This window comes from Brevundimonas intermedia (assembly GCF_027922165.1).
Taxonomy (GTDB): Bacteria; Pseudomonadota; Alphaproteobacteria; order Caulobacterales; family Caulobacteraceae; genus Brevundimonas; species Brevundimonas intermedia.
In genome coordinates this window covers 12,549-37,546 of sequence record NZ_BSFD01000010.1, presented here as the reverse complement: position 1 = coordinate 37,546, position 24,998 = coordinate 12,549, and the positions used below count along the sequence as shown (strand labels likewise).

The window sequence follows — 24,998 nt, the reverse complement described above, 5'->3', positions numbered from 1 at the left end:
GGGTCAGGCCTCGCCGGGGGAGTTCAACAGCCGTCCATAACTGTCCACCAGGCTGGTATAGACCGGCACGAAGATCACCGCCGTCGATCCGCCCGAGGTCACCGGCGCCTTGATCTCGAAGTGCAGATGGATCGTCGTCGCGTTCCCGCCGAAGTCGGCCGAGACCGTGCCGATCTTCTGCCCCCGGGTCACGGCCTGACCCTCATGGATCAGGGCCCGCACGCCCGGCATGTCCATGTGCAGATAGCGGTAGATCCGGCCGCTGGCCCCCTGGATGAAGACGGTATAGCTGCCGATCGAGGTCACGGTTCCGGACTCGGCCGCGACTACGGCGTGAACCTTCTTCACGCAGGTCGAGGGCCGAATGTCCTGCCCTTGGTGCCCCTTGCCGCTGGGACACATGCCGTTGGTCCAGGACCGGCTTTCGCAGAAGTTGTCCCGCCACGGATAGGCGTAATTCCGGCTGTCGCACTGCCCGCCCGGCCCAGGCGCCTGATAGCCGCCGTATCCATAGACCTGGGAGTTGGCGAAGGCCGGCGCCGCCTCGATGGGAAACCGCATGCCCGGCGCCCACAGGGTCACGTCCGTCGCCCCTGCGCCTGATCCGGGATAGAGGGCGCCCGGGGGTTCGTGCGGCCAGGTAACGGGCTCGGGCGCCGGCGGGGTCGGCGGCGCCTCCGCCTCTGCGACCGGGGGTGTCGGCGTCGCCGGAGCATCGGCTGGAGGCGGTGTCTGACCGCACCCTGACGGCGAACAGGCGGCCAGCAGAAGAAGGGCAGGAAGGGCCAGGCGTTTCACTGTCCGCCTCCGCCGAGCAGTTGAAGAGACGCCGCAAAGGCCACGGCAGCCGCCTCCGTACAGTCCGGCGGCCCCAGGGTGTCGCAGACGAAGGTCAGATTATAGGCTGCGCCGAAGCGGACGAACGCGACATCGACGCCGTATTCGGTCTGCTCTGTATGGACCTGCGTCAGCCCCCGCTCCGCCGCCAGCGCCCGTGCGGCCGCTGCCGGCGCCGCTGCTCGAACAAAGGCTCGAGATTGCGCCGGGACGGGAGCCGGCGCGGCGGGCGCAACGCCCGTGGGCGACTGGAGGGCCCGGACAGATCCAAAGATTTCGACGATCAGTCCCTCCTTTCGCACCACCAGCGTGTACTGCCGGTCGCCGGGATAGAAGCGGGCGCTGCTTAACAGGCTTGGATCGGCAGGGCCGAGCACCGGCACGGGCGAAGCCTCGATCTGTGCGAGGATGGGTGCGGTCGTGCGACCCTGACCCAAGAAGCCTCGAAGCCGCCCGGCCAGGGGATCCTGCCGTGCGAGGGCTAGCGCGGCCTGGTCCGCCCTACCTCGCGCCAAGGCGGCTTCAGTCGGAGTTGGTCCGGTCGGCGGAGCCTGTCTATTCGGCTGGGGCTGAACCTGCGTCCAGGCGACGCCGGCGCCCAAGGCCGCCGCCGCTCCAATGGCCCCAAGGCTGGTTCTCCAAGCCATGGCGTTTCCCCCGTTCCCCGAGTTACACATATCACTGATAGTCGAGGCGGGCGAGGCGGAAAATCCCGCTCAGACAAAGGCCAAGCTTATGAATTTACGGAACCTCACACTTCCGTGAGGGGTTTCACCTGTCTCTAGGGAGACATCAAATGAAAAACATCCTCATCGTCAGCGCCGCCTCGCTGGCCCTGCTCGCGGCTTGCAACCAAGGGGACTCCGCCGGGCAAAATGCCGGAGAAGCGGTGAACGCCACCCAAGACGCCGCCTCCGGCGTCGTCGGACAGACCTCGGCCACGACGCTCGGCGCCAATACCATAGACGGTTTCGTCACCGGTCTCGCCACCGGCAATATGTACGAGCTTCAGTCCGCAGAAATCGCTGCGTCCAAATCGACTAACGCCGACGTAAAGGCGCTTGCCGCGATGATCGAGAAGGACCACACGGCTGCAGGCGAGAAGTTGGCCGCAGCCGTCCCGACAGCCGCGCCGAACGTCGCCCTTCCCACCGCCCTGGATGAGCGTCGCAAGGGGCTGATCGACAACCTCAATGCGGCGACTCCCGGCGATTTCGACAAGGTCTACCTGACCCAGCAGGTCGCAGCGCACAACGAGACCCTGACCCTGCTCGACGGCTTCGACGACAATACGGACGCCCCGACGTTGGCGTCTCTGGCGCGGGAGCTGACCCCGACGGTCATGGCGCACCGCGACCGCGCTCAGGCCCTGCTTGACGCCATGAACTAAGGCCTGCGGGCATGACTTTGGAAGGCGGTCTCGAAAGAGGCCGCCTTTCTGTCTGTTCGACGAGTGCTTGCTATTTGGGCGTATCCCGCCTAAACGGCCCCCGCACTTCGCAACGCGGGCGAGGCGCGTTTCGGGGAGACATCCCGACACGCTCCATTCCGAGGGTCCTCAGGCCTTTAATCCCCGCGCCACGTTTGATCGGAAAAAGGAACTAACGATCATGGCTCTGCCTGAATTCTCGATGCGCACCCTGCTGGAAGCGGGCGCTCACTTCGGCCACCAGACTCACCGCTGGAACCCGAAGATGGACCGCTACATCTTCGGCTCGCGCTCGAACATCCATATCATCGACCTGTCGCAGACGATGCCGCTGTTCCACCAGGCTCTGGTGGCTGTGCGTGACGTCGCCGCCAAGGGCGGTCGCGTCCTGTTCGTCGGCACCAAGCGCCAGGCCGCCGATCCGGTCGCCGAAGCAGCCAAGCGCTGCGCCCAGTACTATATGAACAACCGTTGGCTCGGCGGCACTCTGACCAACTGGCGCACCGTCTCGGGCTCGATCGCTCGCCTGCGCGAGCTGGAAGGCATCCTCGAGAACGGCGGCGAAGGCCGCGTTAAGAAGGAGCTGCTGAACCTGCAGCGCGAGAAGGACAAGCTGGAACTGTCGCTGGGCGGCATCAAGGACATGGGTTCGATTCCGGACATCATGTTCGTGATCGACACCAACAAGGAAGCGATCGCGATCCAGGAAGCCCGCAAGCTGAACATCCCGATCATCGCCATCCTGGACACCAACTCGGATCCGGACGGCATCACCTATCCGGTCCCCGGCAATGACGACGCCGCCCGCGCCATCCAGACCTACTGCGACCTGATCGCCGACGCCGTCCTGGACGGCCTGGCCGCCGGCGCGTCGGCTTCGGGCGTGGACCTGGGCGCTGCGATCAATCCGGAAGAGCCCATGCTGCGTGAAGCCTCGACCCCGGTCGAAGCCGACGCCGCGCCGGCCGGTACGGAAGAAGTCGCTGCTGAACTGCTGGCCTCGGATGACGCCTCCGCCAACACTGAAGCTCTGGACGCGGTCGAGACCGAACAGGCTGCAGGCTAAACGTCTGACGGCCTTCGCGCTAAAGCAGCGAGCCGCCGTGCGGCAAGCGATAGCGCAATATGAGGGCCGTGGTTTGAACTGACACACGGCCGGGCTAAGTCAGCCCGGCCGTTCCCACATACGAAATCCCCCAAGGAGAAGAACATGGCCGAGATCACTGCCGCCCTCGTGAAGGAACTTCGCGAGCGTTCGGGCGTCGGCATGATGGACTGCAAGAAGGCGCTGGTCGAAAACGACGGCAACATCGAAGCAGCGATCGACTGGCTGCGCGCCAAGGGCCTGTCCAAGGCCGCCAAGAAGGCCGACCGTGTCGCCGCTGAAGGTCTCGTCGCCGTCGCGTCGAAGGAAGACGGCAAGGGCGAAGTCGCCGCCGCCATCGAGTTCAACGCTGAGACCGACTTCGTCGCCCGTAACGAGCTGTTCCAGAACGCCGCCAAGTCGTTCGCCCAGCTGGGCCTGGAGCATCACTCGGTCGAGGCCCTGCACGGCGCTGAACTGGAAGCCGGCAAGACGGTTCAGGACGAAGTGACCAATATGATCGCCACCATCGGCGAGAACATGCAACTGCGCCGCGCCGCCCGCCTGTCGGTGTCGGAAGGCGTCGTCTCGACCTATGTCCATAACGCGGTTTCGCCGGGCGTGGGCCGTATCGGCGTGCTGGTCGCCCTGGAAGGCGAGGGCGACAAGACCGCTCTGCGCGAACTGGGCCGCAAGATCGCCATGCACGTGGCCGCCACGGCGCCGCTGTCGCTGAACACCGACGACCTGGACCCCGCCGCCATCGAGAAGGAACGGACCGTTCTGACCGAAAAGGCCAAGGAAGAAGGTCGCCCGGAAGCCATGATCGCCAAGATCGTGGAAGGCCAGATCAACAAGTTCCAAAAGGACGTGGTGTTGTCCAAGCAGCCGTTCGTGATGGACCCGGACGTGACCATCGAACAGCTGGTCGCCAACTCGGCCAAGGAACTGGGCTCTTCCAACCTGCACCTGGCCGGCTTCGTCCGCCTGGCGCTGGGTGAAGGCGTCGAGAAGGTCGAAGGCCCCGATTTCGCGGCCGAAGTCGCCTCGATGATGGGCGGAAACTAAGCCTCACTCCCTCATTCGTGAGGGATTTCTATCAGAAGGGCGCGTTCGGCTTTGATGGTCGGCGCGCCCTTCGTCTATAAGAAGTCGCCTGATTCAACGGCGCCGCAGACAACGGACCCACCCGCATGCCCGACGCCCCCTCGAACTTCCGCTACAAACGCGTCCTGCTGAAGGTTTCCGGCGAGGTGCTGATGGGCGATCAGTCCTTCGGCGTCGACATGAAGACCGTGGACACGGTCGCCAAGGCCGTGGCGCAGGTCGCCGCCGAGGGCGTCGAGATCTGCCTGGTGATCGGCGGCGGCAATATCTTCCGCGGCCTGTCCAAGGCCGCTGCGGGCATGGAGCGCGCCCAGGCCGACTATATGGGCATGCTGGCGACCATCATGAACGCCCTGGCGATGCAGTCGGCGCTGGAGAAGATCGGCGTCTCGACCCGCGTGCAGAGCGCCATTCCTATGGCCGCCATCGCCGAGCCCTACATCCGCCGTCGCGCCCTGCGTCATCTTGAAAAGGGTCGGGTGGTGATTTTCGCCGCCGGCGTCGGCGCGCCTTTCTTCACGACGGACTCGGGCGCCGCACTGCGCGCCGCCGAAATGGGTTGCGACGCCCTGTTGAAGGGCACCAGCGTGGACGGCGTCTATACCGCCGACCCCAAGAAGGATCCGGCCGCGACACGTTACGAGACCCTGACCTATCAGGACGTTCTCGCCAAGGATCTGCGGGTCATGGACGCCTCCGCCATCGCCATGATGCGCGATACGGGCATTCCGATCGTCGTCTTCTCGATCCGGGAAGACGATTCCCTTCGCCGGGCGCTGACCGGCGAGGGCACCTGCACGATCATTCAGGATCCCGCCTGACCGATCGGTAGATTACGATAGACGAGAGAGACCAAGACCATGGCCAAGCCCGAACTGAAGACCTATCGCGACCGCATGGACCGGTCCGTCGCCGCCCTGAAGGAAGAGTTCAGCGGCTTGCGCACCGGCCGGGCGAACGCCGGTCTGCTGGATCCCGTACGTGTCGAAGCCTATGGTTCGGCTTCGCCCCTGACGGCGGTGGCCGCCGTCAGCGTGCCTGAGCCCCGCATGATCAGCGTCAATGTCTGGGACAAGGGCATGGTCGTGGCGGTCGAAAAGGCTATTCGTAACGCCAATCTGGGCCTGAACCCCATCGTCGACGGCCAGACCCTGCGCATTCCCGTACCCCCCCTGACCGAGGAGCGCCGCAAGGATCTGGTCAAGCTGGCGGGGAAGTACGCCGAGCAGCAGAAGATCTCAGTGCGCAATGTGCGCCGCGACGCTAACGACGACCTGAAGAAGGCCGAGAAAGCGGGCGAGATCAGCCAGGACGAACAGAAGAAGATGGAAACCGAGGTCCAGAAGGAAACCGACGCCGCCATCAAGCGGATCGACGAGACCTTGAAGACCAAGGAACAAGAGATCATGCAGGTCTGAGGCGGATCACTTGGGCCTGAAGGGATCGAACGACAGATGACGGCAGACAGCGCCGCGCCTTCAGGCCCGGGTCCGGATGGACCGCGTCATGTCGCCATCATCATGGACGGCAATGGCCGCTGGGCCAAGGCGAAGGGGTTGCCGCGCGCACTGGGCCACCGTGAGGGTGTGCAGGCGCTGAAACGGACGATCCAGGCCGCGCCGGACTTCGGAATTCGTTGCTTGACCGTCTTCGGCTTCTCGACCGAGAATTGGAGCCGCCCCGCCGAAGAGGTCTCGGACCTTATGGGACTGGTGCGGACCTATGTCGCCAGCGATCTGGCGCGACTGGAGAAGGCGGGGGTGCGTCTGCGCATCCTTGGGCGTCGCGAGGGGCTGCCCGCCGACATCGCCGCTATCATCGACAAGGCCGAGGCGCAGACGGCCCACAATGACAAATTCATGCTTCAGGTCGCCTTCAACTATGGCGGCCGGGCCGATCTGATCGACGCCGCGCGGCGGCATGCGGAGCGCATCCTGGCCGGCGAGACCACCGAGCCGTTGAATGAAGAGAATTTTGCGGCCGGACTGGCGACGGCGGGGTCGCCGCCGCTGGATCTGATCATCCGCACCTCGGGCGAGCAGAGGCTGTCGAACTTCCTGCTCTGGGAAGCGGCCTATGCCGAACTGGTGTTCCAGGACATCCTGTGGCCCGACTACGGCCCGAAGGCCTTGGGCGAGGCGGTCGCGGCCTTCGCCCAACGTGAGCGCCGCTATGGCGGACGAGAACCCGCGCCTGCCCGTGTGTCGGCCTGATGGCGGTCAAGGGACGTGATATTGCGCTGAGGGCGGCCTCAGCCGCCGTGCTTGCGCCGGCTGCGGTCGCGGCCACCTGGTTCGGCGGCGTCTGGTTCCTGGCGCTGGTTCTGGCCGCCAGCGTGGTGCTGTCTTTCGAATGGGGCGCGATGAGTGCGCCGAGAGCCCGACGCACGGTTGGGGGCGCAGTGGCTCTCGCAGTCATGGCTGCGGTCGTCAGCGCCTATTTCGGCGTCATGTCCGTGGCCTTTGTCGTTCTGGTGTTCGGCGCGGCTGCGGCAGGTCTCTACGCCCGCAAACAGGGACAGCAGGCCATTGATGCGGCCTATGGCGTGCTCTATCTGGGTTGGCCGTCCGTTCTGCTGATCTGGCTGCGTGACGGCGAAAGTCCGGTCGGGTTGCACTGGACGGCTCTGGTCTTCGCGGTCACCTGGTCGGCGGATATCCTGGCCTATCTGGCCGGTTCCACTTTCGGCGGTCCCAAGCTGTGGCCGCGCTATTCGCCCAACAAGACCTGGTCCGGCTTTGTCGGCGGCATTCTGGCGGGCGCAGTCGCCGGCGCCGTGCTGACGGCTTGGTTCGACATGGGGCGGTTGACGATTTTCTGGGGCGCGATCCTGGGGCTGGCGGCGGCGCTGGCGACCATGGCGGGCGACCTTTGGGAATCGGCGCTCAAGCGGCGGTTCGGGGTCAAGGACGCAGGCAACACCATACCGGGGCATGGTGGGCTGCTGGACCGCGTGGACGGAATGATGTTCGCGGTGGTGGTCGTGGCGGCGGGGCGCCTAGCGGTGCTTCTTCTGGAACGGGGCGCGTCTTGATCCGTCGTCGCGTCACGGTTCTGGGCTCGACCGGCTCGGTTGGCTCCTCGACTCTCGATCTGATGGAACAGGCCGAGGCGTCGGGCACGGGCGGTTTCGAGGTTGAGGCCCTGACAGGCGGCGCCAATATCGTGAAGCTGGCCGAGCAGGCGCGGCGGTGGAAGCCCAAACTGGCTGTGACCGCCGATCCGGCAAGATTGTACGATCTGCGAGACGCCCTGGCGGGAACCGGCGTGGCCGTGGCGGCTGGGGAGGCGGCGATCGTCGAGGCGGCGACGCGGCCGGCGGACTGGATCATGGCTTCGATCGTCGGTGCGGCGGGTCTGAAGTCGGCGTGGGCGGCGGCGGACACAGGCGCGATTCTGGCTCTGGCCAACAAGGAGAGCCTGGTCTGTTGCGGACCGGCGCTGATCGAGCGGGTCAAGCGGGCAGGGGGGCGGCTGATCCCGGTCGATTCCGAGCATTCGGCCATCTTTCAGGTCTTTCCCGCCGAGGCGCCTGAACAGGTGGCGAAACTGGTGCTGACGGCGTCCGGCGGTCCTTTCCGGCAGACGTCGCTCGCCCAGATGGCGGGGGTCACGCCCGAACAGGCCGTCGCCCACCCGAACTGGAGCATGGGCGCCAAGATTTCGGTCGACAGCGCCACCATGGCCAACAAGGGCCTGGAGATGATCGAGGCTGCCTATCTGTTCGGCATGCCGCAGGAGCGTATCGACGTGGTGGTGCACCCGGAGTCGATTATCCACAGCCTTGTGGAATATGTGGATGGCTCCACCCTGGCCCAGATGGGCCCCCCGGACATGCGCACGCCGATCGCCTGCGCCTTGGCCTGGCCGGATCGGATCGCCTGGCCTGCACCCAGGCTGGACTTGGCCGCCTTGGGGCGGCTGACGTTTGAAGCGCCCGATCTGGCGCGGTTTCCGGCCTTGGATCTGGCGCGCCAGGCGTTGGCCGCAGGGGGCGCCGCCCCAGCCGTGTTCAACGCCGCCAACGAGGTGGCGGCTTTCGCATTTCTTGACCGCAAGCTGGGCTTTCTCAATATTGCCGCAGTCGTCGCCGAAACCCTTGAGCGTGCGACGAAAGCGGGGATGGTTTTCGGCTCTGGAGACGCCTGTGGCGCGGCCCTTTCGGTCGATGCCGAGGCCCGTCTCATGGCTGAAACTATAATCGCCGGATTGGCGAACGTGGCCTGATCGGCCTGGGGAGACGATTTTACAATGCTGGGCGCCCTGGGTCAGATCCTGATCTACATCGTGCCGTTCCTGCTGGTGCTGACCTTCATCGTCACCATCCATGAGCTGGGTCACTTCCTGGTCGCCCGCGCCTTCGGCGTGAAGGTGGACCGTTTCGCTATCGGCTTCGGCAAGGCGATCTTCAGCCGCACGGATCGCCACGGGATCGAATGGCGGTTCGGCTGGATGCCGCTGGGCGGCTATGTGAAGTTTTCAGGCGATCTGGACGCTTCCAGCGTGCCTGACCAGGCGGGGTTGGCTGAACTGCGGCAGCGAGTGATCGCCGAGGGTGGGCCGGGCGCCGAGCGCGACTATTTTCACTTCAAGCCGGTATGGCAGCGCGCGCTGATCGTCGTCGCCGGGCCCGCCGCCAATTTCGTCCTGGCAATCACCATCTTCGCGATCGTCTTCATGAGCGTGGGGACGCAATTGCGTCCTGCCCGCGTGGCTCAGGTTCAGGCCGGTTCGCCGGCCGCAGCTGCGGGCTTCCAGGTCGGCGACCTGATCACTGGCGTGAACGGCAAGGCGATCAAGGACGGTGGCGAGGTGACACGCACCGTCATGCTGTCCAGCGGTGATCCGGTTCGGTTTACCGTTGAACGTCAGGGACGGGCCGTCGAGCTGACGGCCACGCCCGAACGCCGCGAGGAAAACGATCCCATCGCCGGTCGAGTCAAGGTTGGGCGTATCGGCCTGGGTCTCGCGCCTGCGGCCGGCGATTTGCGCCACGTCCGCTATGGACCTGTCGAAGCTGTGGCCGAAGGCGTACGCCAGACGGGCGATGTCATCGGCTCGACCCTAACCTATCTGGGACGTCTGGTGACGGGGCGTGAGTCCGGCGATCAGTTCAGCGGCCCGCTGGGCATAGCCAAGGCGACCGGGTCCCTGACAACGGCTGCGGTCGAAGCCAATCCGGACCCCGGCGCCATTGCGATCAACCTTCTGCTGACGTTGACAACCTTCGCCGCCATACTTTCGATCGGAATCGGCTTTCTAAATCTGTTGCCCATTCCTGTGCTGGACGGCGGCCATCTGCTTTTCTACGGCTATGAAGCCGTAGCCCGGCGGCCCGTGGCGGCGCGGTATCAGGAGATGGGCTATCGCGCAGGTCTTGCGCTTCTGGCGGGATTTATGTTGTTCGCGACGTGGAACGACCTACAGAAGCTCAACATCTTCCAATTCCTCGGCGGGCTCGTCTCGTGAGCCGACGCCAGCCCCCGATGGTTTTCAGAATGAACGACATGAAATCTCGCGCCGCCGTCCGACTGGGCGCCCGTTCCAGCCTCCTCGCGCTGGCCGTCGCCGCCGGGCTCGGCGCCCCCGCTCTGGCGCAATCGGCGCCGGCGCCGGCCCCGGCTCCGCAGACCGCGCCCGCTGACGGCCAACCGCCGCGCGTCGAGATCGCCGCGCCTCAAACGCTGACCGTCAACCGCATCCTGGTCCAGGGCGCGCAACGGATCGACCAGACGACGGTCCTGTCCTATCTGCCGATCCGACCCGGGGACAATGTCGACGCCCAGGTGCTGGACGTCGCAGTGCGGACCCTGTCGCGCACCGGCCTGTTCGCGGACGTGCAACTCGGCGTCCAGAACGGCGACCTGATCGTGCAGATCGTCGAGAACCCGATCATCAACCAAGTGGTGTTCGAGGGGAACAGCGCCCTGTCCGAGGACAAGCTGACCAAGGAGGTCACGCTCCAGCCTCGCGGCATCTACACCCGCGCCAAGGTGCAGGAAGACGTCGGCGCCATCGTCGAACTGTATCGCCTGCAAGGCCGTATTTCCGCGACCGTGACGCCCAAGCTGGTCCAACTGGAGCAGAACCGCGTCGACGTCATCTTCGAGATCAACGAAGGCGCCGAGACCGGCATCAGCGCCATCAATGTGCTGGGCAACCAGGCTTTCTCCGACAATGACGTCCGCGACGTCATGGTGACGGAACGATCGCAGTGGTGGAAATTCTTCTCCAGCAACGACAACTATGATCCGAACCGTCTGGACTATGATCAGGAGCAGCTGCGCAAATTTTATACGAACCGCGGCTACTATGACTTCCGCATCATCTCTTCGGTCGCTGAGCTGCAGCCGGATGATCAGGCCTTCCAGATCACTCTGACCCTGAATGAAGGCGACAAGTACAATTTCGGCAAGGTCGACGTCATCACAGAGAATGACCGCCTGAACGCCGAGTTCCTGAAGGCCCTGGTGCCGATCCGCGAAGGCCAGCTCTACGAGAGCGACAAGATCGAGCAGGCGGTCGACGCCCTGACCTTCGCCGCCGGTTCGGCCGGCTACGCCTTCGTCGAGATCAATCCGACCTATCGCGCCAATCCCGAGACCGACACGGTCGACGTGACCTTCAACGTCTCCGAAGGCCAGCGCGTCTATATCGACCGCATCAATGTGGTCGGCAACACCCGCACCATTGATCCGGTCATCCGGCGCGAACTGATGCTGACCGAAGGCGACGCCTTCAATCGCGCCCTGATGGAGCGTTCGCGCAACAATCTGCGCGCACTCGGCTTCTTCAAGGATGTGACGATCGAGGAGACGCGCGGCAGCGCGCCGGACCGTTCGGTCATCAACGTCAATGTGGAAGAACAGCCGACGGGAGAGCTCTCGGTCGGCGCCGGCTTCAGCTCGGTCGACTCCTTCACGGTCAATCTGGGCATCTCGGAACGGAACTTCCGCGGCCGGGGCCAGAACGTCGTCGCCCGGATGGAATGGGGCTCGCTGCGCCAGCAGGTCGATTTCCGCTTCACCGAGCCGAAATTCCTCGGACGCGATCTGCGCGCCGGTTGGGATCTGTTCCACTCGCGCTACGACCTCAGCGAATATTCGTCGTACGATTACCGCTCGACCGGCGGCGGCCTGCGGCTGTCCTATCCGCTGAACGGCAATATGCTGCTCAGCACCCGCTACTTCCTGAAGTCGGACGAGATCATCGTACCGACCGGCTATTGCACCACGACCGGCAGCGGTTCGTCGGCGCTTTGCGACCAGGTCGGCAGCTATATCAACTCGTCGGTCGGCTATACGCTGCAGATGAACTACACCAATGATCCGGTTCGGCCGACGCGTGGCTGGTCCAGTTCGTTGCGCCAGGACTTCGCCGGTCTGGGCGGGGACGTGAACTATGTGAAGACCGAGGCTGACGCGGCCTGGTACTACGGCTTCACCCCGCAGTGGGTCGTCAGCGTTCAGGGTTCGACCGGCTATATCAGCGGCTGGAACGGCGATCCGATCCGGATCAACGACCGCTTCTTCAAGGGCGGCAACAGCTTCCGCGGCTTCGAGACCGCCGGCATGGGACCGCGCGACCTAGATACGACCGACGCCCTAGGCGGCAATTTCTACGCCATCGGCACGGTTGAGCTGACCCTGCCGAACTATCTGCCCGAACAGTACGGCATCAAGACCTCGCTGTTCGCCGACGTCGGTACGCTGGGCGTGCTCGATGACCGCTACAAGCTGACCTCGACCGGCACCGTCGATTCGACAATCGCCGACGAACTGTCGCTGCGGGCCTCGGCCGGGGTCAGCATCCACTGGAAGTCGCCGATGGGGCCCATCCGGTTCGACATCTCCAAGGTCCTGTCCAAAGAAGACTACGACAAGACGGAATCCTTCCGCTTCTCGACCTCCACCCAGTTCTAAGGAAGCGACGCAAAAGCGCTCGCACGAGGATTACCCCATGAAAGCTCTGATCATCGCCGCCACGGCCGCCGCTTCTCTGGTCGCCACCGCCGCCTCTGCCCAGACGGCCGCGCCCGCAAACCCGGGTCCGGTCGTTCCGGGCGTGTGCGTCTATTACAACGCCCGCCTGCTGGCCCAGTCGGCTGCCGGTCAGGCCGTCGAGGCCCGTATGCAACAACTGGCCCAGGAAGTTCAGGGCGAGCTTCAGCCCTATGCCACGGCCATCCAGTCCGAAGCCCAGCAACTGCAGACCTCGGGCGCCAGCCTGCCGGCTGACCAACTGCAGCAGCGCCGTCAAGCCCTGCAACAGCGCGCGCAAGAAGCTCAGCAGCTGGAAGGCACCCGCGAGAACGAACTGCGCTACACCCTGGCCATGCAACGCCAGGCCATCACCGAAGCCGTTTCGCCGATCCTGACCGCCCTGTACCAGGAGCGCGGCTGCGGCCTGCTGCTGGATCGCGAGAGCGTCTTCATGATGAACCCGGCCATGGACCTGACCGATGCGGCCATCCAGCGCCTGAACACGGCCCTGCCGACTCTGTCGTTCAACCGTATGGCGGTTCCGGCCCAGCAGTCGCAACAGCCGGCCGCCGCTAACTAAGGTCCACATGCCCGACACCCGCTTCTTCGAAACCCTCACCCCCCTGTCCGTCGTCGATCTGGCGTCGCAAATCGGAGGCGAGGTCGAGAGGGGCGGGGATCGGATAATAGGCTCCGTCGCGCCCCTGTCCTCTGCGGACGGGGGCGCGATCGCATTTCTGGGCGACCGCAAATTCGCCGCAGCCCTGGCCGCGACCAAGGCGGGGTGCGTGATCGTGCCGTCCGAGGCCGTGGCGTCCGCCCCCGCAGAGTCCGCCGTCATCGTGTCCCGCACGCCTCAGGCGTCCTGGGCCATGGCCTCAGCCCTGCTGCACCGCCCCATTACGCTCGACCGCCCTATTGCGGCGTCCGAGGCGGCCGAGGACGACACTGTGGTGGTTGAGCCGGGCGTCGTGCTCGGCGAGGGTGTCCGTATCGGACGCGGCACGCGCATCTGCGCCAACACCGTCATCGGTCCGGGCGTGCAGATCGGCCGGGATTGCGTGATCGGTTCGAACGTCACCGTCGGCTTCGCCCTGATCGGCGACCGGGTGAAGCTTTACGCCGGCGCGCGCATCGGCGAGGCGGGCTTCGGCGCCACGGGCACGGCTTCCGGCGTTATGGACATCCCCCAGCTGGGGCGTGTCATCCTGCAGGATGGCGTCACGGTCGGCGCCAATTCCTGCATCGACCGGGGCGCCTATGACGACACGGTCATCGGCGAGAACACCAAGATCGATAATCTGGTCATGGTGGGCCACAATTGCGTCATCGGGCGCAACTGCCTTCTGGTCGCCAATACGGGCATCTCGGGCTCCGTGACCGTCGGCGACAATGTTATATTCGGCGGCAAGGCCGGCGTCGGCGATCATATCACCATCGGCGAGGGCGCACGCGTTGCGGCGGGCGCGGGCGTCCTGGCGAATATTCCGGCGGGCGAGACCTGGTCGGGTTATCCGGCCCGTCCGATCCGACAGTTCTTGCGCGAAACCGTCTGGCTCGCCAAACAGGCCTCTTCAAAGAAGGCCCCGAAGGAATCATAGGGATGAGCGAAGACGGCAAGATCGATTACGCCGAGGTGATGCGGCGGCTGCCGCACCGCTATCCCTTCCTGCTGGTGGACAAGGCCGAAGATTTCGTGCCCCGGACCTCCATCGTGGGCGTCAAGAACGTCACACACAACGAGCCCTTCTTCCCCGGCCATTTCCCGATCGACCCCGTCATGCCCGGCGTGCTGATCGTCGAAGCCATGGCGCAGACGGGCGCCCTGCTGATGTCCAAGACCCTGGACGTGGCCGTGGCGGACAAGGTCATCATGTTCATGTCCATAGACGGCGTGCGTTTCCGCAAACCGGCGCGGCCGGGCGACCAACTGCGGATGGAGGTCAAGGTGATCAAGGCGCGCGGCGACGCCTACAAGTTCCGGGGGGAGACCTTCATCGACGGCAAGCTGGCGGCCGAGGCCGAATTCATGGCCATGGTCGTGACCGTACCCACTCCAGCGACCGAGCCCGCCGCCTGATGACCCTTCACCCCACCGCCCTGATCGACGCCACGGCGACCCTAGCCGAAGGGGTCGAGGTCGGGCCCTGGTGCACCGTCGGGCCGAATGTGGTCCTGGCCGAGGGCGTGCGTCTGGTCAGCCATGTGGTGGTTCAGCAGGACACGACGGTGGGGGCGGGGACGGTGATCCATCCGTTCGCCGTCATCGGCGGGGACCCGCAGCACAACGGCTATAAGGGCGAGCCGGTGCGACTGGAGATCGGCGAAAACAACCAGATTCGCGAGCATTGCACCTTCAATCGGGGCACGCCGCAGGGGACGGGTGTGACCGTCGTCGGGTCCAACAACCTGTTCATGACCGGCGCCCACGTGGGCCACGACTGCGTGGTCGGCAGCAACCTTGTCATGGCCAATAACGCCACCCTGGGCGGCCATGCTCATATTGGCGACAAGGTCTTCCTGGGCGGCCTGTGCGCCGTGCACCAGAACGGCCGTGTGGGGCAGGGGGCGATCATCGGCGGTCTGGCCGCCGTGACCCGAGACGTCATCCCCTATGGCTCGGCCTGGGGCAATCACGCGCGACTGCGCGGACTGAACCTGATCGGACTGAAGCGCAAGGGCTATGGCAAGGATCAGGTGCGCCGTCTGCTGGCCGCCTATCGCGACCTGTTCGAGGGCCAGGGCGAGTTCGCCGGCCGGATCGAGGGCGTGGCCCAGGCCTATGCCGACCTGCCGGAGATCATGGAGATCATCGCCTTCATCCGCGACGGCGGGCGGCGTCCGCTGTGTCTGCCGAACGCGGAATGAGCCCTGCCGGAAAGCTGGGCCTGATCGCCGGCGGCGGCGGCCTGCCGGCGGCGGTGGCGGCGCGGTGCGACGCCGAGGGGCGGCCGGTCTTCATCATCCGGCTGGCCGGGTTCGCCGATCCCCACCTGACCCGCTGGCCGGGCGCCGAGTTCGGCATGGCCCAGATCGGCGCCATACTGAAGGCGCTGAAGGCTGAAGCCTGTACGACCGTCTGTCTGGCGGGCATCGTCAACCGGCCGGATTTCAAGAGTTTGAAGCCGGACTTCAAGGGCGCGACCCTGCTGCCGGGGATCGTCGCAGCGGCGACCCAGGGCGACGACGCCTTGCTGCGCAAAATCCTGTCGGTGTTCGAGGCGGAAGGGTTCGCGGTGGAAGGCGCCGATGACATCCTGGGCGGCGAGACCCTGGCGCAGGGCGCGCTCGGCGCTGTGACCCCGACGCCGGAGCAGGTCGCCGACCTGAGAAAGGCCCTGTATGTCGCCGAAAAGTCAGGCGAACTGGACATCGGCCAAGGTGCGGTCGTCTGTGACGGTCTCGTTCTGGCGGTCGAAGCCCAGGAGGGTACTGACGCCATGCTGAACCGGGTGGCGGGGCTGCCGGCCGATCTTCGCGGTTCTGCGTCGGCCCCCAAGGGGGCGCTGGGCAAGGCGCCCAAGCCGATCCAGGATCTACGTGTGGACATGCCGGTGATCGGGCCGCGCACGGTCGAGCTGGCGGCGGCGGCGGGCCTGGCGGGGATCGCCGGCGTGACGGGGCGGCTGATCCTGATCGACCGGCCGGCTATAGTGGCGGCTGCGGACCGGCTGGGTCTGTTCGTCTGGGGTGAAGACCGATGAGCCGTCCGTTGAAGATCATGCTGGTCGCGGCCGAGGCTTCCGGCGACGCCCTGGGCGCCGGCTTGGCCCAGGCGCTGAGGAACCGGTTGGGCGAGGCGGTGAGCTTCGTCGGCATCGGTGGTCCCCGTATGGCGGCGGAGGGCGTCGTGAGCCCCTTCGACATCGCCGAGCTTTCGATCCTGGGCTGGATCGAGGGCCTGCGCGCCTATGGCATGGTCCGGCGTCGGGTTCGGGAGACGGCGGCGCTGGCTGCAGCCGAACAGCCAGACGCCGTGGTCCTGATCGATAGTTGGGGTTTCACCATTCGGGTGGCCGAGGCGATCCGCGCCGCAAGGCCGGACGTGCCTCTGATCAAATATGTCGGACCTCAGGTCTGGGCGTCTCGCCCCGTTCGGGCCAAGACCCTGGCGCGGACCGTGGATCACCTGCTGGCACTCTACAGCTTCGACGCGCCCTGGTTCGAGCGGGCAGGCCTGCCCACGACCGTGGTGGGGTCTTCGGCGCTTCATGTGGATATGGACCACGCCGACGGCGCGGCCTTCCGCGCCCGCCGGGGCATAGCCGCCGATGCGAAACTGTTGCTGATCCTGCCGGGCAGTCGCCCCGCCGAGATCGCGCGGATGACGCCCGTCTACGAGGCGACGGTGGCGCGCCTGAAGGCGCAGGACCCGACGTTGGACGTCGCTGTGGCGGCTGCGGGCACGGTGTCCAAGGATGTGATCGGTCGCGTGTCCGCCTGGCCCTTCCGCGTCCATCTGGTCGATGAGGCCGAGAAATATGACGCCATGCGCGCGGCCACGGCGGCCCTGGCCACCAGCGGCACGGTCTCGACCGAACTGGCCCTGGCCGGCGCGCCCATGGTCATCGCCTACAAGATCGGCGGGCTCAGTTATGAGCTGATGAAACGGGTCGTGACGGCGAAACACATCACCCTGTTCAACATCGCCGCCGATCAACGGATCGCCCCGGAGTTCATCCAGGGCGAGGCGTCTGTCGAAAATCTGGCCGGCGCCGTCGGGCGGTTGCTGAACGATCCCGAGGCTGCGGCCGAGCAAGCGAGGCGTCAGACGGCGGCGCTGGATCTGATGGGGCGAGGCGGGCCGGATCCTTCGGCCCTGGCCGCAGAGGCGGTGCTACGGGTCATAGAGGCCAAGGCCGCCAGATAGGCGCCTCGGTTCTGTCTGTCTCAGACAAAGAAAAACGCCGGGGCCTGCGCCCCGGCGTTCTGCATTTCAGGCCTGTGGCGCTCGATCAGCCGCGCTGTTCGATCGGCACATAGTCGCGCTCGGTCGGGCCCGTGTAGAGCTGACGCGGGCGGCCGATCTTCTGTGACGGATCCGCCATCATTTCCTGCCACTGGGCGATCCAGCCCACGGTGCGGGCCAGGGCGAACAGGACGGTGAACATGCTGGTCGGGAAGCCCATCGCCGACAGGGTGATGCCCGAATAGAAGTCGACGTTCGGGAACAGCTTGCGCGAGGTGAAGTATTCGTCGTTCAGGGCGACCTTCTCCAGCTCCTTGGCGACCAGGAACAGCGGGTCGTTCTCGCGGCCCGTGGCGGCCAGGACTTCATAGGCCGACTGCTGCATGACCTTGGCGCGCGGATCGTAGTTCTTGTACACGCGGTGGCCGAAGCCCATCAGCTTGTACTTGCGGTCCTTCACGCCCTGGATGAACTCCGGGATGTTGTCCGGGGTGCCGATCTGCTTCAGCATGGTCAGCGCCTCTTCGTTGGCGCCGCCGTGCGACGGGCCCCACAGGCAGGCGATGCCGGCGGCGATACAGGCGAACGGATTGGCGCCCGACGAGCCGGCCAGGCGGACGGTCGAGGTCGAGGCGTTCTGTTCGTGGTCGGCGTGCAGGGTGAAGATGCGGTCCATGGCGCGAACCAGAGCCGGATCGACGTGATAGTCCTCGGCCGGCACGGCGAAGCACATGCGCAGGAAGTTCTCAGCGTAGGACAGGTCGTTGCGCGGCGACACAAACGGCTGGCCGACGTGATACTTGTAGGCGCGGGCCGCGATAGTCGGCATCTTGGCGATCAGGCGGATGGCCGAGATGTCGCGCTGGACTGGATCATGGATGTCCAGGCTGTCGTGATAGAAGGCCGACAGGGCGCCGACCGTGCCGACCATGATCGCCATCGGGTGGGCGTCGCGGCGGAAGCCTTCGAAGAAGCGGTCGAACTGGCTGTGCAGCATCGTGTGCATGGTGATGCTGTTCTCGAACTTCTCGTACTGCGCCGCAGTCGGCAGTTCGCCGTGCAGCAACAGGTGGCAGACTTCCACGAAGTTCGATTGCGAGGCCAGCTGGTCGATGGGGTAGCCCCGGTGCAGCAGCACCCCGGCGTCGCCGTCGATATAGGTCAGGGCCGACTCGCACGCGGCGGTGGAGGTGAAGCCCGGGTCGAAGGTGAAGGCGCCCGTACCCGCATACATCTTGCGGATGTCGATGACGTCCGGGCCGGTGGAGCCCGAAAGGACCGGAAGCTCGATGGTCTTGCCCTCGAAGGACAGGGTCGCCGAGCCGGCGGTATTGGCTTGTTCAGTCATGAAATGCCCCTTTGCATCACACGTCCAGGCGCGGGGAGGCGTCGGCCGCTTTTTTGGTTGTGGGTGATCACTTAGTCTGTTGCAGCGCATCATCCAAGCGCCCGAGACTTTCGTCGCGCCCAAGAGCGGACAAAGTTCGTGCGATATCGGGTGAAGTTGACCCAGCGGTAAGGGCCGTCCGCATCGGCGGACCAATCTTGCCGAACCCGACCTCTTCGGATTCGGCGAAGCTCTTGAGTTCGGCTTCCAGGGCGAAGACGTCCCAGGACTGGAACAGGGCCAGCCGGTCGCGCAGGCGCGCAAGACGCTCCGAGGTCTCGCCCGACAGCAGGGCGCGGCCTTTTTCGTCGAGGGCCAGGGGGCGGGCCTTGAGCACGAATTCGGTCTGGTCGGCCAGGTCCAGCACGGTCTTGGCGCGGTCCTTGACGAACGGCATGGCGCGCTGAAGCCTGGCCTCGTCGGCTTCGGCAAGGCTGCGGCCTCGGGCCAGATGAATATCGAGCGTCAGCTTGGCCAGGCGCTCGTCGTCGGCCAGGCGCAGCCAGTGCGAATTGACGTGGGCCAGCTTGTCGAAGTCCAGACGGGCCGGCGCCTTGCCGATGCCTGCCAAGTCGAACCATTCGACGGCCTGAGCATCGCTGAACAGTTCGTCATCCCCGTGCGCCCAGCCCAGCCGGGCGAGATAGTTGCGCATGGCCTCGGGCAGATAGCCCATCTCCGCATATTCGTGGACCGCCTGGGCGCCGTGCCGTTTCGACAGCTTGGCGCCGTCGGGGCCGTGGATGAGGGGGATGTGGGCGAAGGTCGGCCGTGTCCAGCCCAGGGCGTCATAGATCAGGCTCTGGCGGGCGGCGTTGTTCAGGTGGTCGTCGCCGCGGATGACGTGGGTGACGCCCATATCGTGGTCGTCGACCACGACGGCGAGATTATAGGTCGGTGCCCCGTCCGAGCGCAGCAGGACCAGGTCGTCGAGGTCGTCGGTCGACCAGCTGACCGAACCCTGGACCTCGTCCGCGACGGTGACGGTGACGGACTGCGGCCGGCGGAAACGGACGACATGCGGCAGGGCCAGGTCGTCGACGGTGGGCGTGCGGTCGCGCCAGGGGGATTCGAAAGCCCGGCGCTCGGCCTTGGCGGCGTCGCGCAGGCGACCGGTTTCCTCAGCCGTCGTGAAGTCGCGATAGGCGTGGCCGGTATCGAGCAGTTGGTCGACCACTTCGCGATGGCGGTCGGCGCGGCTGAACTGAAACACAGGCGCTTCGTCGGCAAACAGCTCGAGCCAGCTTAGGCCGTCGAAGATGGCCTTCACCGCTTCGTCGGTCGAGCGTTCGCGGTCGGTGTCCTCCACCCGGATGAGGAAACGCCCAGCGTGTCTCTTGGCGTACAGCCAGTTGAACAAAGCGGTTCTCGCGCCGCCGATATGCAGATAGCCTGTCGGCGAGGGGGCGAAGCGGGTGACGACTGTCGAGGAAGGTGAGGTCATGGGGGAAGGGTCCGTAAGCGAGGCCCTTATACGCCCCGACGCGTCAAAGCCTACCCCCGGTGCGAGATTGAGGGGCTGGCTAGGTGAAGAGGTCGCAGCCCAGACGTTGAGGTGGCGGCTGTGGGCGCCGGTGGCCTTTGGGACGGGAAGCGCGATCTATTTCGCCCTGCGGGTTGAACCGCTGTTGTGGCCGCTGCTGGTGGCGTCCGGACTGGCGCTTGCGGCTTGGCTGACGGCCAAGCGGCGCGGCGGGAGGCGGAGCCGGACTTGGCCGTTGATGATCCTGGCCTGTCTGCTCGGGGGCATGGCGGCCGCGAAGGTGCGAACCGAGGCCGTCACCGCGCCGATCGCACCCACCTTGAGCGAGGCGACGATTATCGAAGCCTGGGTGGTCGATGTCGATAGCCCGGGCCAGAACGGCGCGCGTGTTGTCGCGGCGCCGGTTTGGATTCGAGGGGTCGAGGCGGAGCGAACGCCGGTGCGGTTGCGGGCCACGGTGCGGGGTGAGCCGCCGAGACCGGGAGAGGCGATTCGACTGTTCGCCATCCTCAATCCGCCGCCAGCGCCCGCCGGCCCCGGCGCTTATGATTTCGGCCGCAACGCCTTCTTTCAGGGCATGGGGGGCGTAGCCTTCGCCCTGGGTGAGACACGCCGGATCGATTTGCCGCCGGCGCCCTGGCGACTTCGGCTGGCCATGGCGGTGAACGGAGCGCGCTATACCCTGGCGGAACGGATCGTGGCGCGGCTGGGGGAGCGGACCGGCGGGATCGCGGCGGCCATGACCACCAGCCATGAAGCCTGGATCAGCCAGGAGGACATGGATGTGATGCGGGACTCAGGCCTAGCGCATATTCTGTCGGTCTCGGGCCTGCATATGGCCATCGTCGGCGGCTTCGTATTTTTCGCCGCACGGCTGGGTGTGGCGGCCTGGCCTTGGCTGGCGCTGCGGGTTCCAGGCAAGAAGGTGGCGGCCGTTACGGGTCTCGCAGCTGTGTGCGCCTATCTGGTGGTGTCAGGCGCGCCGCCGCCGGCCGAGCGGGCGGCGATTACGGCCTCCATCGCCTTTCTGGCCATTCTTCTGGATCGGCAGGCGGTGACCATGCACGGGCTGGCGGTGGCGGCGTTCGTAGTGCTGGCGATCCAGCCGGAAGCCATCGTCACGCCAGGCTTCCAGATGTCGTTCGCGGCGACGGCGGCGCTGGTGGCCTTGGTTGAGGCCTGGCCCAAGCGGGTGCGCGAGATTTCAGCGCCCTGGCCCATTGTGGCGGTGCAGAGGTTCGGCGGCTGGTTGACGGCGGCGGTGGCGGCGAGTGTGGTGGCGGGACTGGCGACGGGACCGTTCGCCATGCAGCATTTCAACCGGACGGCCATGTACGGTCTGGTGGCCAATCTGGGGACTGCGCCGGTGGCGGACTTCGTCCTTATGCCGGCCTTGGCCCTGGGGGCGGCGCTGGAGCCTCTGGGATTGGGCGGGCCTTTTCTGGCGGTTGCGGGGTGGGGCGTCGATCTGATGCTGGCGATAGGGGCTTGGACGGCGGGGCTGCCGGGCGCGGTGCGGACGGTGGCCAGCGCGCCGGACTATGTGCTGCCCGTCGCCTTTCTGGGGGTGTTGTTCGTCTGTCTGTGGCAGGGGCGGTTGCGGTGGCTGGGGCTGCCGCTGGCGGCGGCGGTGCTGGTCTGGCCGCGTGCGCCGACGCCGGATGTCTGGATCGGCGACGGCGGGACCAATGCGGCGTTTCATCGTCAGCGCGAGGCGGTCATTCTCCGGCCGGGGGTGCGCGAATTTGCTGTAGATTTGTGGTCACGGCGGCGTGGTCTGGCGACGGCGGATCGACCGGAAGCCAGCTGGGCCTGCGAGCGATATTCATGCCGACCCGAGACCATCGAGGCGGGTCCGATCGCTCTGTGGTGGGGACGTCGGGCGCCGGACACAGCGCAGATGGAGACTCTGTGCCGCGCCGCGCCAATCGTCAGCCTGCGGGCGGTCGTCCACGCCTTGCCGAGCGCATGCGACGGCCGGCTGGTGCTGGATGGGGCCGATTTCTCGCGCGGCGGGGCGGTGGAGCTATGGCGCGACGGTTCTGCCGGAGCGAACCGCTGGCGAGCGGTCTGGACGGCCGACGCGCGCGGGGATCGACCCTGGGCGCGCCAGCCGGATCCGGATGTCAGTGATAGCGGCGCATGAGACCGACCAGCTTGCCCTGGACCTCGACCTGGTCGGGACCGAAGATCCGGGTCTCGTAGTGGCGGTTGGCGGGTTCCAGGGCGATGGAGCCGCCCTTGCGGCGCAGACGCTTCAACGTGGCCTCTTCGCCTTCGACCAGGGCCACCACGATCTCGCCGTTGTTCGCCGTGTCGCCGCGACGGATGACCACCAGGTCGCCGTTCAGGATGCCGGCCTCGATCATCGAGTCGCCTTCGATCTCGAGGATGTAATGGTCGCCCTTGCCCAGCATGGATTCGGGCACCGACAGGCGCTCCTGCTCGTGCTGGATGGCGGCGATAGGGGTGCCGGCGGCGATCTTGCCCAGCAGGGGCAGTTCGCGCGTGTCGTTGGCTGCGGATGCCGCTGCGGGACGGGAAGCGCCGCCGCCGCCTTCGATCACATCGGGTTTGAACCCGGCCCGGCCGCGCGGGGCGCCGGCGGTGGCCTGTTCAGGCAGTTTGGTCACTTCCAGGGCGCGGGCGCGGTGGGCGAGGCGACGGATGAAGCCCCGTTCCTCCAGCGCCGTGATCAGCCGGTGAATGCCCGACTTGGACGCCAGATCCAGCGCCTCCTTCATCTCGTCGAACGAGGGGGAGACGCCGGTCTCCTGAATCCGTTCGTGGATGAACATCAGCAATTCGTGCTGCTTGCGCGTGAGCATCGCCAGGCCCTCATAGGCCCTTCCCTCGAATCGGAACGGGCCGTGAACATTGACGATGTTCTGTAAGTGTTCCTTCCTAATGTCAACTTAACGGCGTCGCTTCACCACGCGCGTCAGGATGAATCAGGCGGCCAGAAGCTTGCGGGTCGCGGCCTCGACGTCGGCCTGACGCATCAGGCTTTCGCCGACCAGAATGGCCTGGGCGTGGGCGGCGGAGACGCGCTCCACGTCGTCGGGCGTGAAGATGCCGCTCTCGGCGACCAACAGGGCGCGGACGGGGCTGAGCATGGACAGGCGCTCGGTCACCTCCAGATCGACCTCGAAAGTGCGAAGCGAGCGGTTGTTGATCCCCACCAGATCGCCGCCAAGAGCGCAGGCCCGGGCCATCTCGGCTTCGTCGTGGGTTTCGATCAGGGCGTCCATGCCGAACCGTTCGGCCTCGGCCAGCAGTTCGGCGGCCAGCCGGTCGTCGACCATGGCCAGGATGATCAGAATACAGTCGGCGCCGAGCGCCCGGCTTTCGGCCACCTGCCAGGGGTCGACCAGGAAGTCCTTGCGCAGGCAGGGCAGGGCCGTGGCGGTGCGGGCCTGGCCCAGATAGGCGTCGTCGCCCTGGAAACTGGGGCCGTCGGTCAGGACCGACAGGCATGTGGCGCCCCCGGCCTCGTAAGCCATGGCGAGGGCGGCGGGGTCGAAGTCGGAACGGATCAGGCCCTTGGACGGGCTGGCCTTCTTGATCTCCGCGATCAGGGCGGGGCGGCCGGTTTCTTCGACGGTGCGGTCGAGGGCCGCACGGAAGCCGCGCGGGGCCGAGGCGGCCTGGGCCAGGGTCTCGATCGCGTGCTGGGAGGTCGCGGCCTTGCGGGCGGCGACATCCTCGCGCTTGTAGGCGGCGATGCGGTCCAGGACGTCGGTCATGCTTTGTCTTCGGTATCCAGCGGCGTGGAGGTGATGCGGGCCAGACGCTCCAGCGCCTCGGCGGCCCGGCCGTCGTCAATGGCGGCGGCGGCGAGGACGGCCCCTTCGGCGAGGTCCGTCGCCCGATCCGATACCACGAGGGCGGCGGCGGCGTTCAGCAACACGATGTCGCGGTAGGGGCCGGTCTGACCCGCCAGCAGGGCGCGCAGGGCGGCGGCGTTCTCCTCGGCGTCGCCGCCGCGGATGGCGTCAATGGAGGCGCGCGGCAGGCCGGCGTCTTCGGGGGTGACCTGGAAGCGGCGGACGGCGCCGTCTTTCCACTCCGCCACTTCGGTCGGACCCGAGGTCGCCAGTTCGTCCAGACCCTGTCCATGGACGGTCCAGGCGCGGGTGGCGCCCAGCCGGCCCAGAACTTCGACCAGGGGCTCCAGCAGGCGGGGATCATAGACGCCCATGACCTGGCGCTTCGCCGACGCCGGGTTGGAAAGCGGGCCCAACAGATTGAACACGGTGCGAAACCCGATCTCGGCCCGCACTGGTCCTACATGGCGCATGGCCCCGTGGTAGGCGGGGGCGAACAGGAAACAGATGCCGGCTTCGTCCAGCGCCTTGCGCTGTTGGGCCGGGCTGGCCGCCAGGTTGACGCCCAGAATCGACAGGACGTCGGACGAGCCGGATTTCGAGGATATGGCCCGGTTGCCGTGCTTGGCGACCTTCAGGCCTGCGCCGGCTAGGACCAGGGCGGCGGCGGTGGAGATGTTGAAGGTGTGCTGGCCGTCGCCGCCGGTGCCGCAGGTGTCGATCACCTCGTACGGATGATCCAGGGTCAGGGCGGCGTCGCGCATAGCCTGGGCGAAGGCGGCGATCTCGTCCACCGTCTCGCCGCGGATCCGCAGGGCGGTGACGGCGGCGGCGACCTGGGACGGGGTCGGTTCGCCGCGCAGACAGGCGGCGAAGAAGTCGTGCGCCTGCTCGGACGTCAGGGGGTGGCCCTCGACCAGTCGGGCGAGGATCGGCTTGAACCCGTCAGCCAT

At 66.3% G+C, this 24,998-nt stretch carries 24 protein-coding genes; 17 read left to right on the top strand and 7 right to left on the bottom strand.

All coding sequences use genetic code 11. From position 1 onward, the window contains the following. Positions 1-3: 3 nt before the first annotated feature. Both PKE72_RS12745 and PKE72_RS12740 read right to left on the bottom strand, forming a co-directional pair. Complete coding sequence (locus PKE72_RS12745; protein ID WP_271165760.1) at positions 4-798, bottom strand: M23 family metallopeptidase; 795 nt, start codon at positions 796-798, stop codon at positions 4-6. After that, the gene (locus PKE72_RS12740; protein WP_271165759.1) at positions 795-1,484 is read right to left on the bottom strand and encodes a hypothetical protein; all 690 of its coding nucleotides are present in this window, start codon (positions 1,482-1,484) and stop codon (positions 795-797) included. The genes PKE72_RS12745 and PKE72_RS12740 overlap by 4 nt, the downstream gene beginning before the upstream one ends. A 149-nt stretch (positions 1,485-1,633) precedes the next feature. Between PKE72_RS12740 and PKE72_RS12735 the strand changes: the two genes are divergently transcribed. The 16 genes from PKE72_RS12735 (at position 1,634) to lpxB (ending at position 17,309) form a co-directional block, all read left to right on the top strand. After that, a complete protein-coding gene (locus PKE72_RS12735; RefSeq protein WP_271165758.1) occupies positions 1,634-2,227 on the top strand; it encodes a DUF4142 domain-containing protein in 594 nt (197 codons plus the stop codon). Between the two features lie 220 nt (positions 2,228-2,447). After that, positions 2,448-3,332: a 30S ribosomal protein S2 gene (gene rpsB, locus PKE72_RS12730; protein ID WP_271165757.1), complete on the top strand. Its 885-nt coding sequence runs from the start codon at positions 2,448-2,450 to the stop codon at positions 3,330-3,332. A 144-nt stretch (positions 3,333-3,476) separates the two neighbouring features. Continuing rightward, a complete protein-coding gene (gene tsf / locus PKE72_RS12725) occupies positions 3,477-4,418 on the top strand; it encodes a translation elongation factor Ts (protein WP_267513680.1) in 942 nt (313 codons plus the stop codon). 125 nt (positions 4,419-4,543) lie between these two features. Then, entirely contained in the window at positions 4,544-5,278 is a 735-nt protein-coding gene (gene pyrH / locus PKE72_RS12720) for a UMP kinase (protein WP_271165756.1), read from the top strand. 39 nt (positions 5,279-5,317) lie between these two features. Beyond that, a complete protein-coding gene (gene frr / locus PKE72_RS12715; protein WP_271165755.1) occupies positions 5,318-5,875 on the top strand; it encodes a ribosome recycling factor in 558 nt (185 codons plus the stop codon). 36 nt (positions 5,876-5,911) lie between these two features. Then, entirely contained in the window at positions 5,912-6,670 is a 759-nt protein-coding gene (uppS, locus tag PKE72_RS12710) for a polyprenyl diphosphate synthase (RefSeq protein WP_271165754.1), read from the top strand. Continuing rightward, positions 6,670-7,491: a phosphatidate cytidylyltransferase gene (locus tag PKE72_RS12705; RefSeq protein WP_271165753.1), complete on the top strand. Its 822-nt coding sequence runs from the start codon at positions 6,670-6,672 to the stop codon at positions 7,489-7,491. The genes uppS and PKE72_RS12705 overlap by 1 nt, the downstream gene beginning before the upstream one ends. Then, the gene (gene dxr / locus PKE72_RS12700) at positions 7,488-8,684 is read left to right on the top strand and encodes a 1-deoxy-D-xylulose-5-phosphate reductoisomerase (RefSeq protein ID WP_271165752.1); all 1,197 of its coding nucleotides are present in this window, start codon (positions 7,488-7,490) and stop codon (positions 8,682-8,684) included. Before PKE72_RS12705 ends, dxr begins: the two co-directional genes overlap by 4 nt. 24 nt (positions 8,685-8,708) lie before the next feature. Next, entirely contained in the window at positions 8,709-9,926 is a 1,218-nt protein-coding gene (rseP, locus tag PKE72_RS12695; protein ID WP_271165751.1) for an RIP metalloprotease RseP, read from the top strand. Positions 9,927-9,955: 29 nt separating this feature from the next. Continuing rightward, on the top strand, positions 9,956-12,379 hold the full coding sequence (bamA, locus tag PKE72_RS12690; protein WP_271165750.1) for an outer membrane protein assembly factor BamA: 2,424 nt from the start codon (positions 9,956-9,958) through the stop codon (positions 12,377-12,379). A gap of 37 nt (positions 12,380-12,416) precedes the next feature. Continuing rightward, the gene (locus PKE72_RS12685) at positions 12,417-13,019 is read left to right on the top strand and encodes an OmpH/Skp family outer membrane protein (RefSeq protein ID WP_271165749.1); all 603 of its coding nucleotides are present in this window, start codon (positions 12,417-12,419) and stop codon (positions 13,017-13,019) included. 7 nt (positions 13,020-13,026) lie between these two features. Then, positions 13,027-14,040, top strand: a complete 1,014-nt coding sequence (gene lpxD / locus PKE72_RS12680) for a UDP-3-O-(3-hydroxymyristoyl)glucosamine N-acyltransferase (protein WP_271165748.1) — start codon at positions 13,027-13,029, stop codon at positions 14,038-14,040. 2 nt (positions 14,041-14,042) lie between these two features. Further along, the gene (gene fabZ, locus PKE72_RS12675; RefSeq protein WP_271165747.1) at positions 14,043-14,519 is read left to right on the top strand and encodes a 3-hydroxyacyl-ACP dehydratase FabZ; all 477 of its coding nucleotides are present in this window, start codon (positions 14,043-14,045) and stop codon (positions 14,517-14,519) included. Next, the gene (gene lpxA / locus PKE72_RS12670) at positions 14,519-15,307 is read left to right on the top strand and encodes an acyl-ACP--UDP-N-acetylglucosamine O-acyltransferase (RefSeq protein ID WP_271165746.1); all 789 of its coding nucleotides are present in this window, start codon (positions 14,519-14,521) and stop codon (positions 15,305-15,307) included. The genes fabZ and lpxA overlap by 1 nt, the downstream gene beginning before the upstream one ends. Then, positions 15,304-16,143 (top strand): UDP-2,3-diacylglucosamine diphosphatase, encoded by an 840-nt coding sequence (gene lpxI, locus PKE72_RS12665; RefSeq protein ID WP_271165745.1) that lies wholly within the window; start codon positions 15,304-15,306, stop codon positions 16,141-16,143. Before lpxA ends, lpxI begins: the two co-directional genes overlap by 4 nt. Beyond that, the gene (lpxB, locus tag PKE72_RS12660) at positions 16,140-17,309 is read left to right on the top strand and encodes a lipid-A-disaccharide synthase (protein WP_271165744.1); all 1,170 of its coding nucleotides are present in this window, start codon (positions 16,140-16,142) and stop codon (positions 17,307-17,309) included. Before lpxI ends, lpxB begins: the two co-directional genes overlap by 4 nt. Positions 17,310-17,394: 85 nt before the next feature. Here the strand turns inward: lpxB and gltA are convergent, their stop codons facing one another. Continuing rightward, positions 17,395-18,696: a citrate synthase gene (gene gltA, locus PKE72_RS12655; RefSeq protein ID WP_271165743.1), complete on the bottom strand. Its 1,302-nt coding sequence runs from the start codon at positions 18,694-18,696 to the stop codon at positions 17,395-17,397. Positions 18,697-18,763: 67 nt separating this feature from the next. Then, the gene (gene gltX / locus PKE72_RS12650) at positions 18,764-20,179 is read right to left on the bottom strand and encodes a glutamate--tRNA ligase (protein ID WP_271165742.1); all 1,416 of its coding nucleotides are present in this window, start codon (positions 20,177-20,179) and stop codon (positions 18,764-18,766) included. A 67-nt stretch (positions 20,180-20,246) separates the two neighbouring features. Between gltX and PKE72_RS12645 the strand changes: the two genes are divergently transcribed. Then, on the top strand, positions 20,247-22,364 hold the full coding sequence (locus PKE72_RS12645) for a ComEC/Rec2 family competence protein (RefSeq protein ID WP_271165741.1): 2,118 nt from the start codon (positions 20,247-20,249) through the stop codon (positions 22,362-22,364). Here PKE72_RS12645 and lexA read toward each other — a convergent pair. The 3 genes from lexA to trpD form a co-directional block, all read right to left on the bottom strand. Next, positions 22,345-23,046, bottom strand: coding sequence for a transcriptional repressor LexA (gene lexA, locus PKE72_RS12640; protein WP_271165740.1), 702 nt, complete (start codon positions 23,044-23,046; stop codon positions 22,345-22,347). The genes PKE72_RS12645 and lexA overlap by 20 nt on opposite strands. A gap of 123 nt (positions 23,047-23,169) precedes the next feature. Continuing rightward, positions 23,170-23,964, bottom strand: coding sequence for an indole-3-glycerol phosphate synthase TrpC (trpC, locus tag PKE72_RS12635; RefSeq protein ID WP_271165739.1), 795 nt, complete (start codon positions 23,962-23,964; stop codon positions 23,170-23,172). Beyond that, positions 23,961-24,998, bottom strand: a complete 1,038-nt coding sequence (gene trpD / locus PKE72_RS12630) for an anthranilate phosphoribosyltransferase (protein WP_271165738.1) — start codon at positions 24,996-24,998, stop codon at positions 23,961-23,963. The genes trpC and trpD overlap by 4 nt, the downstream gene beginning before the upstream one ends.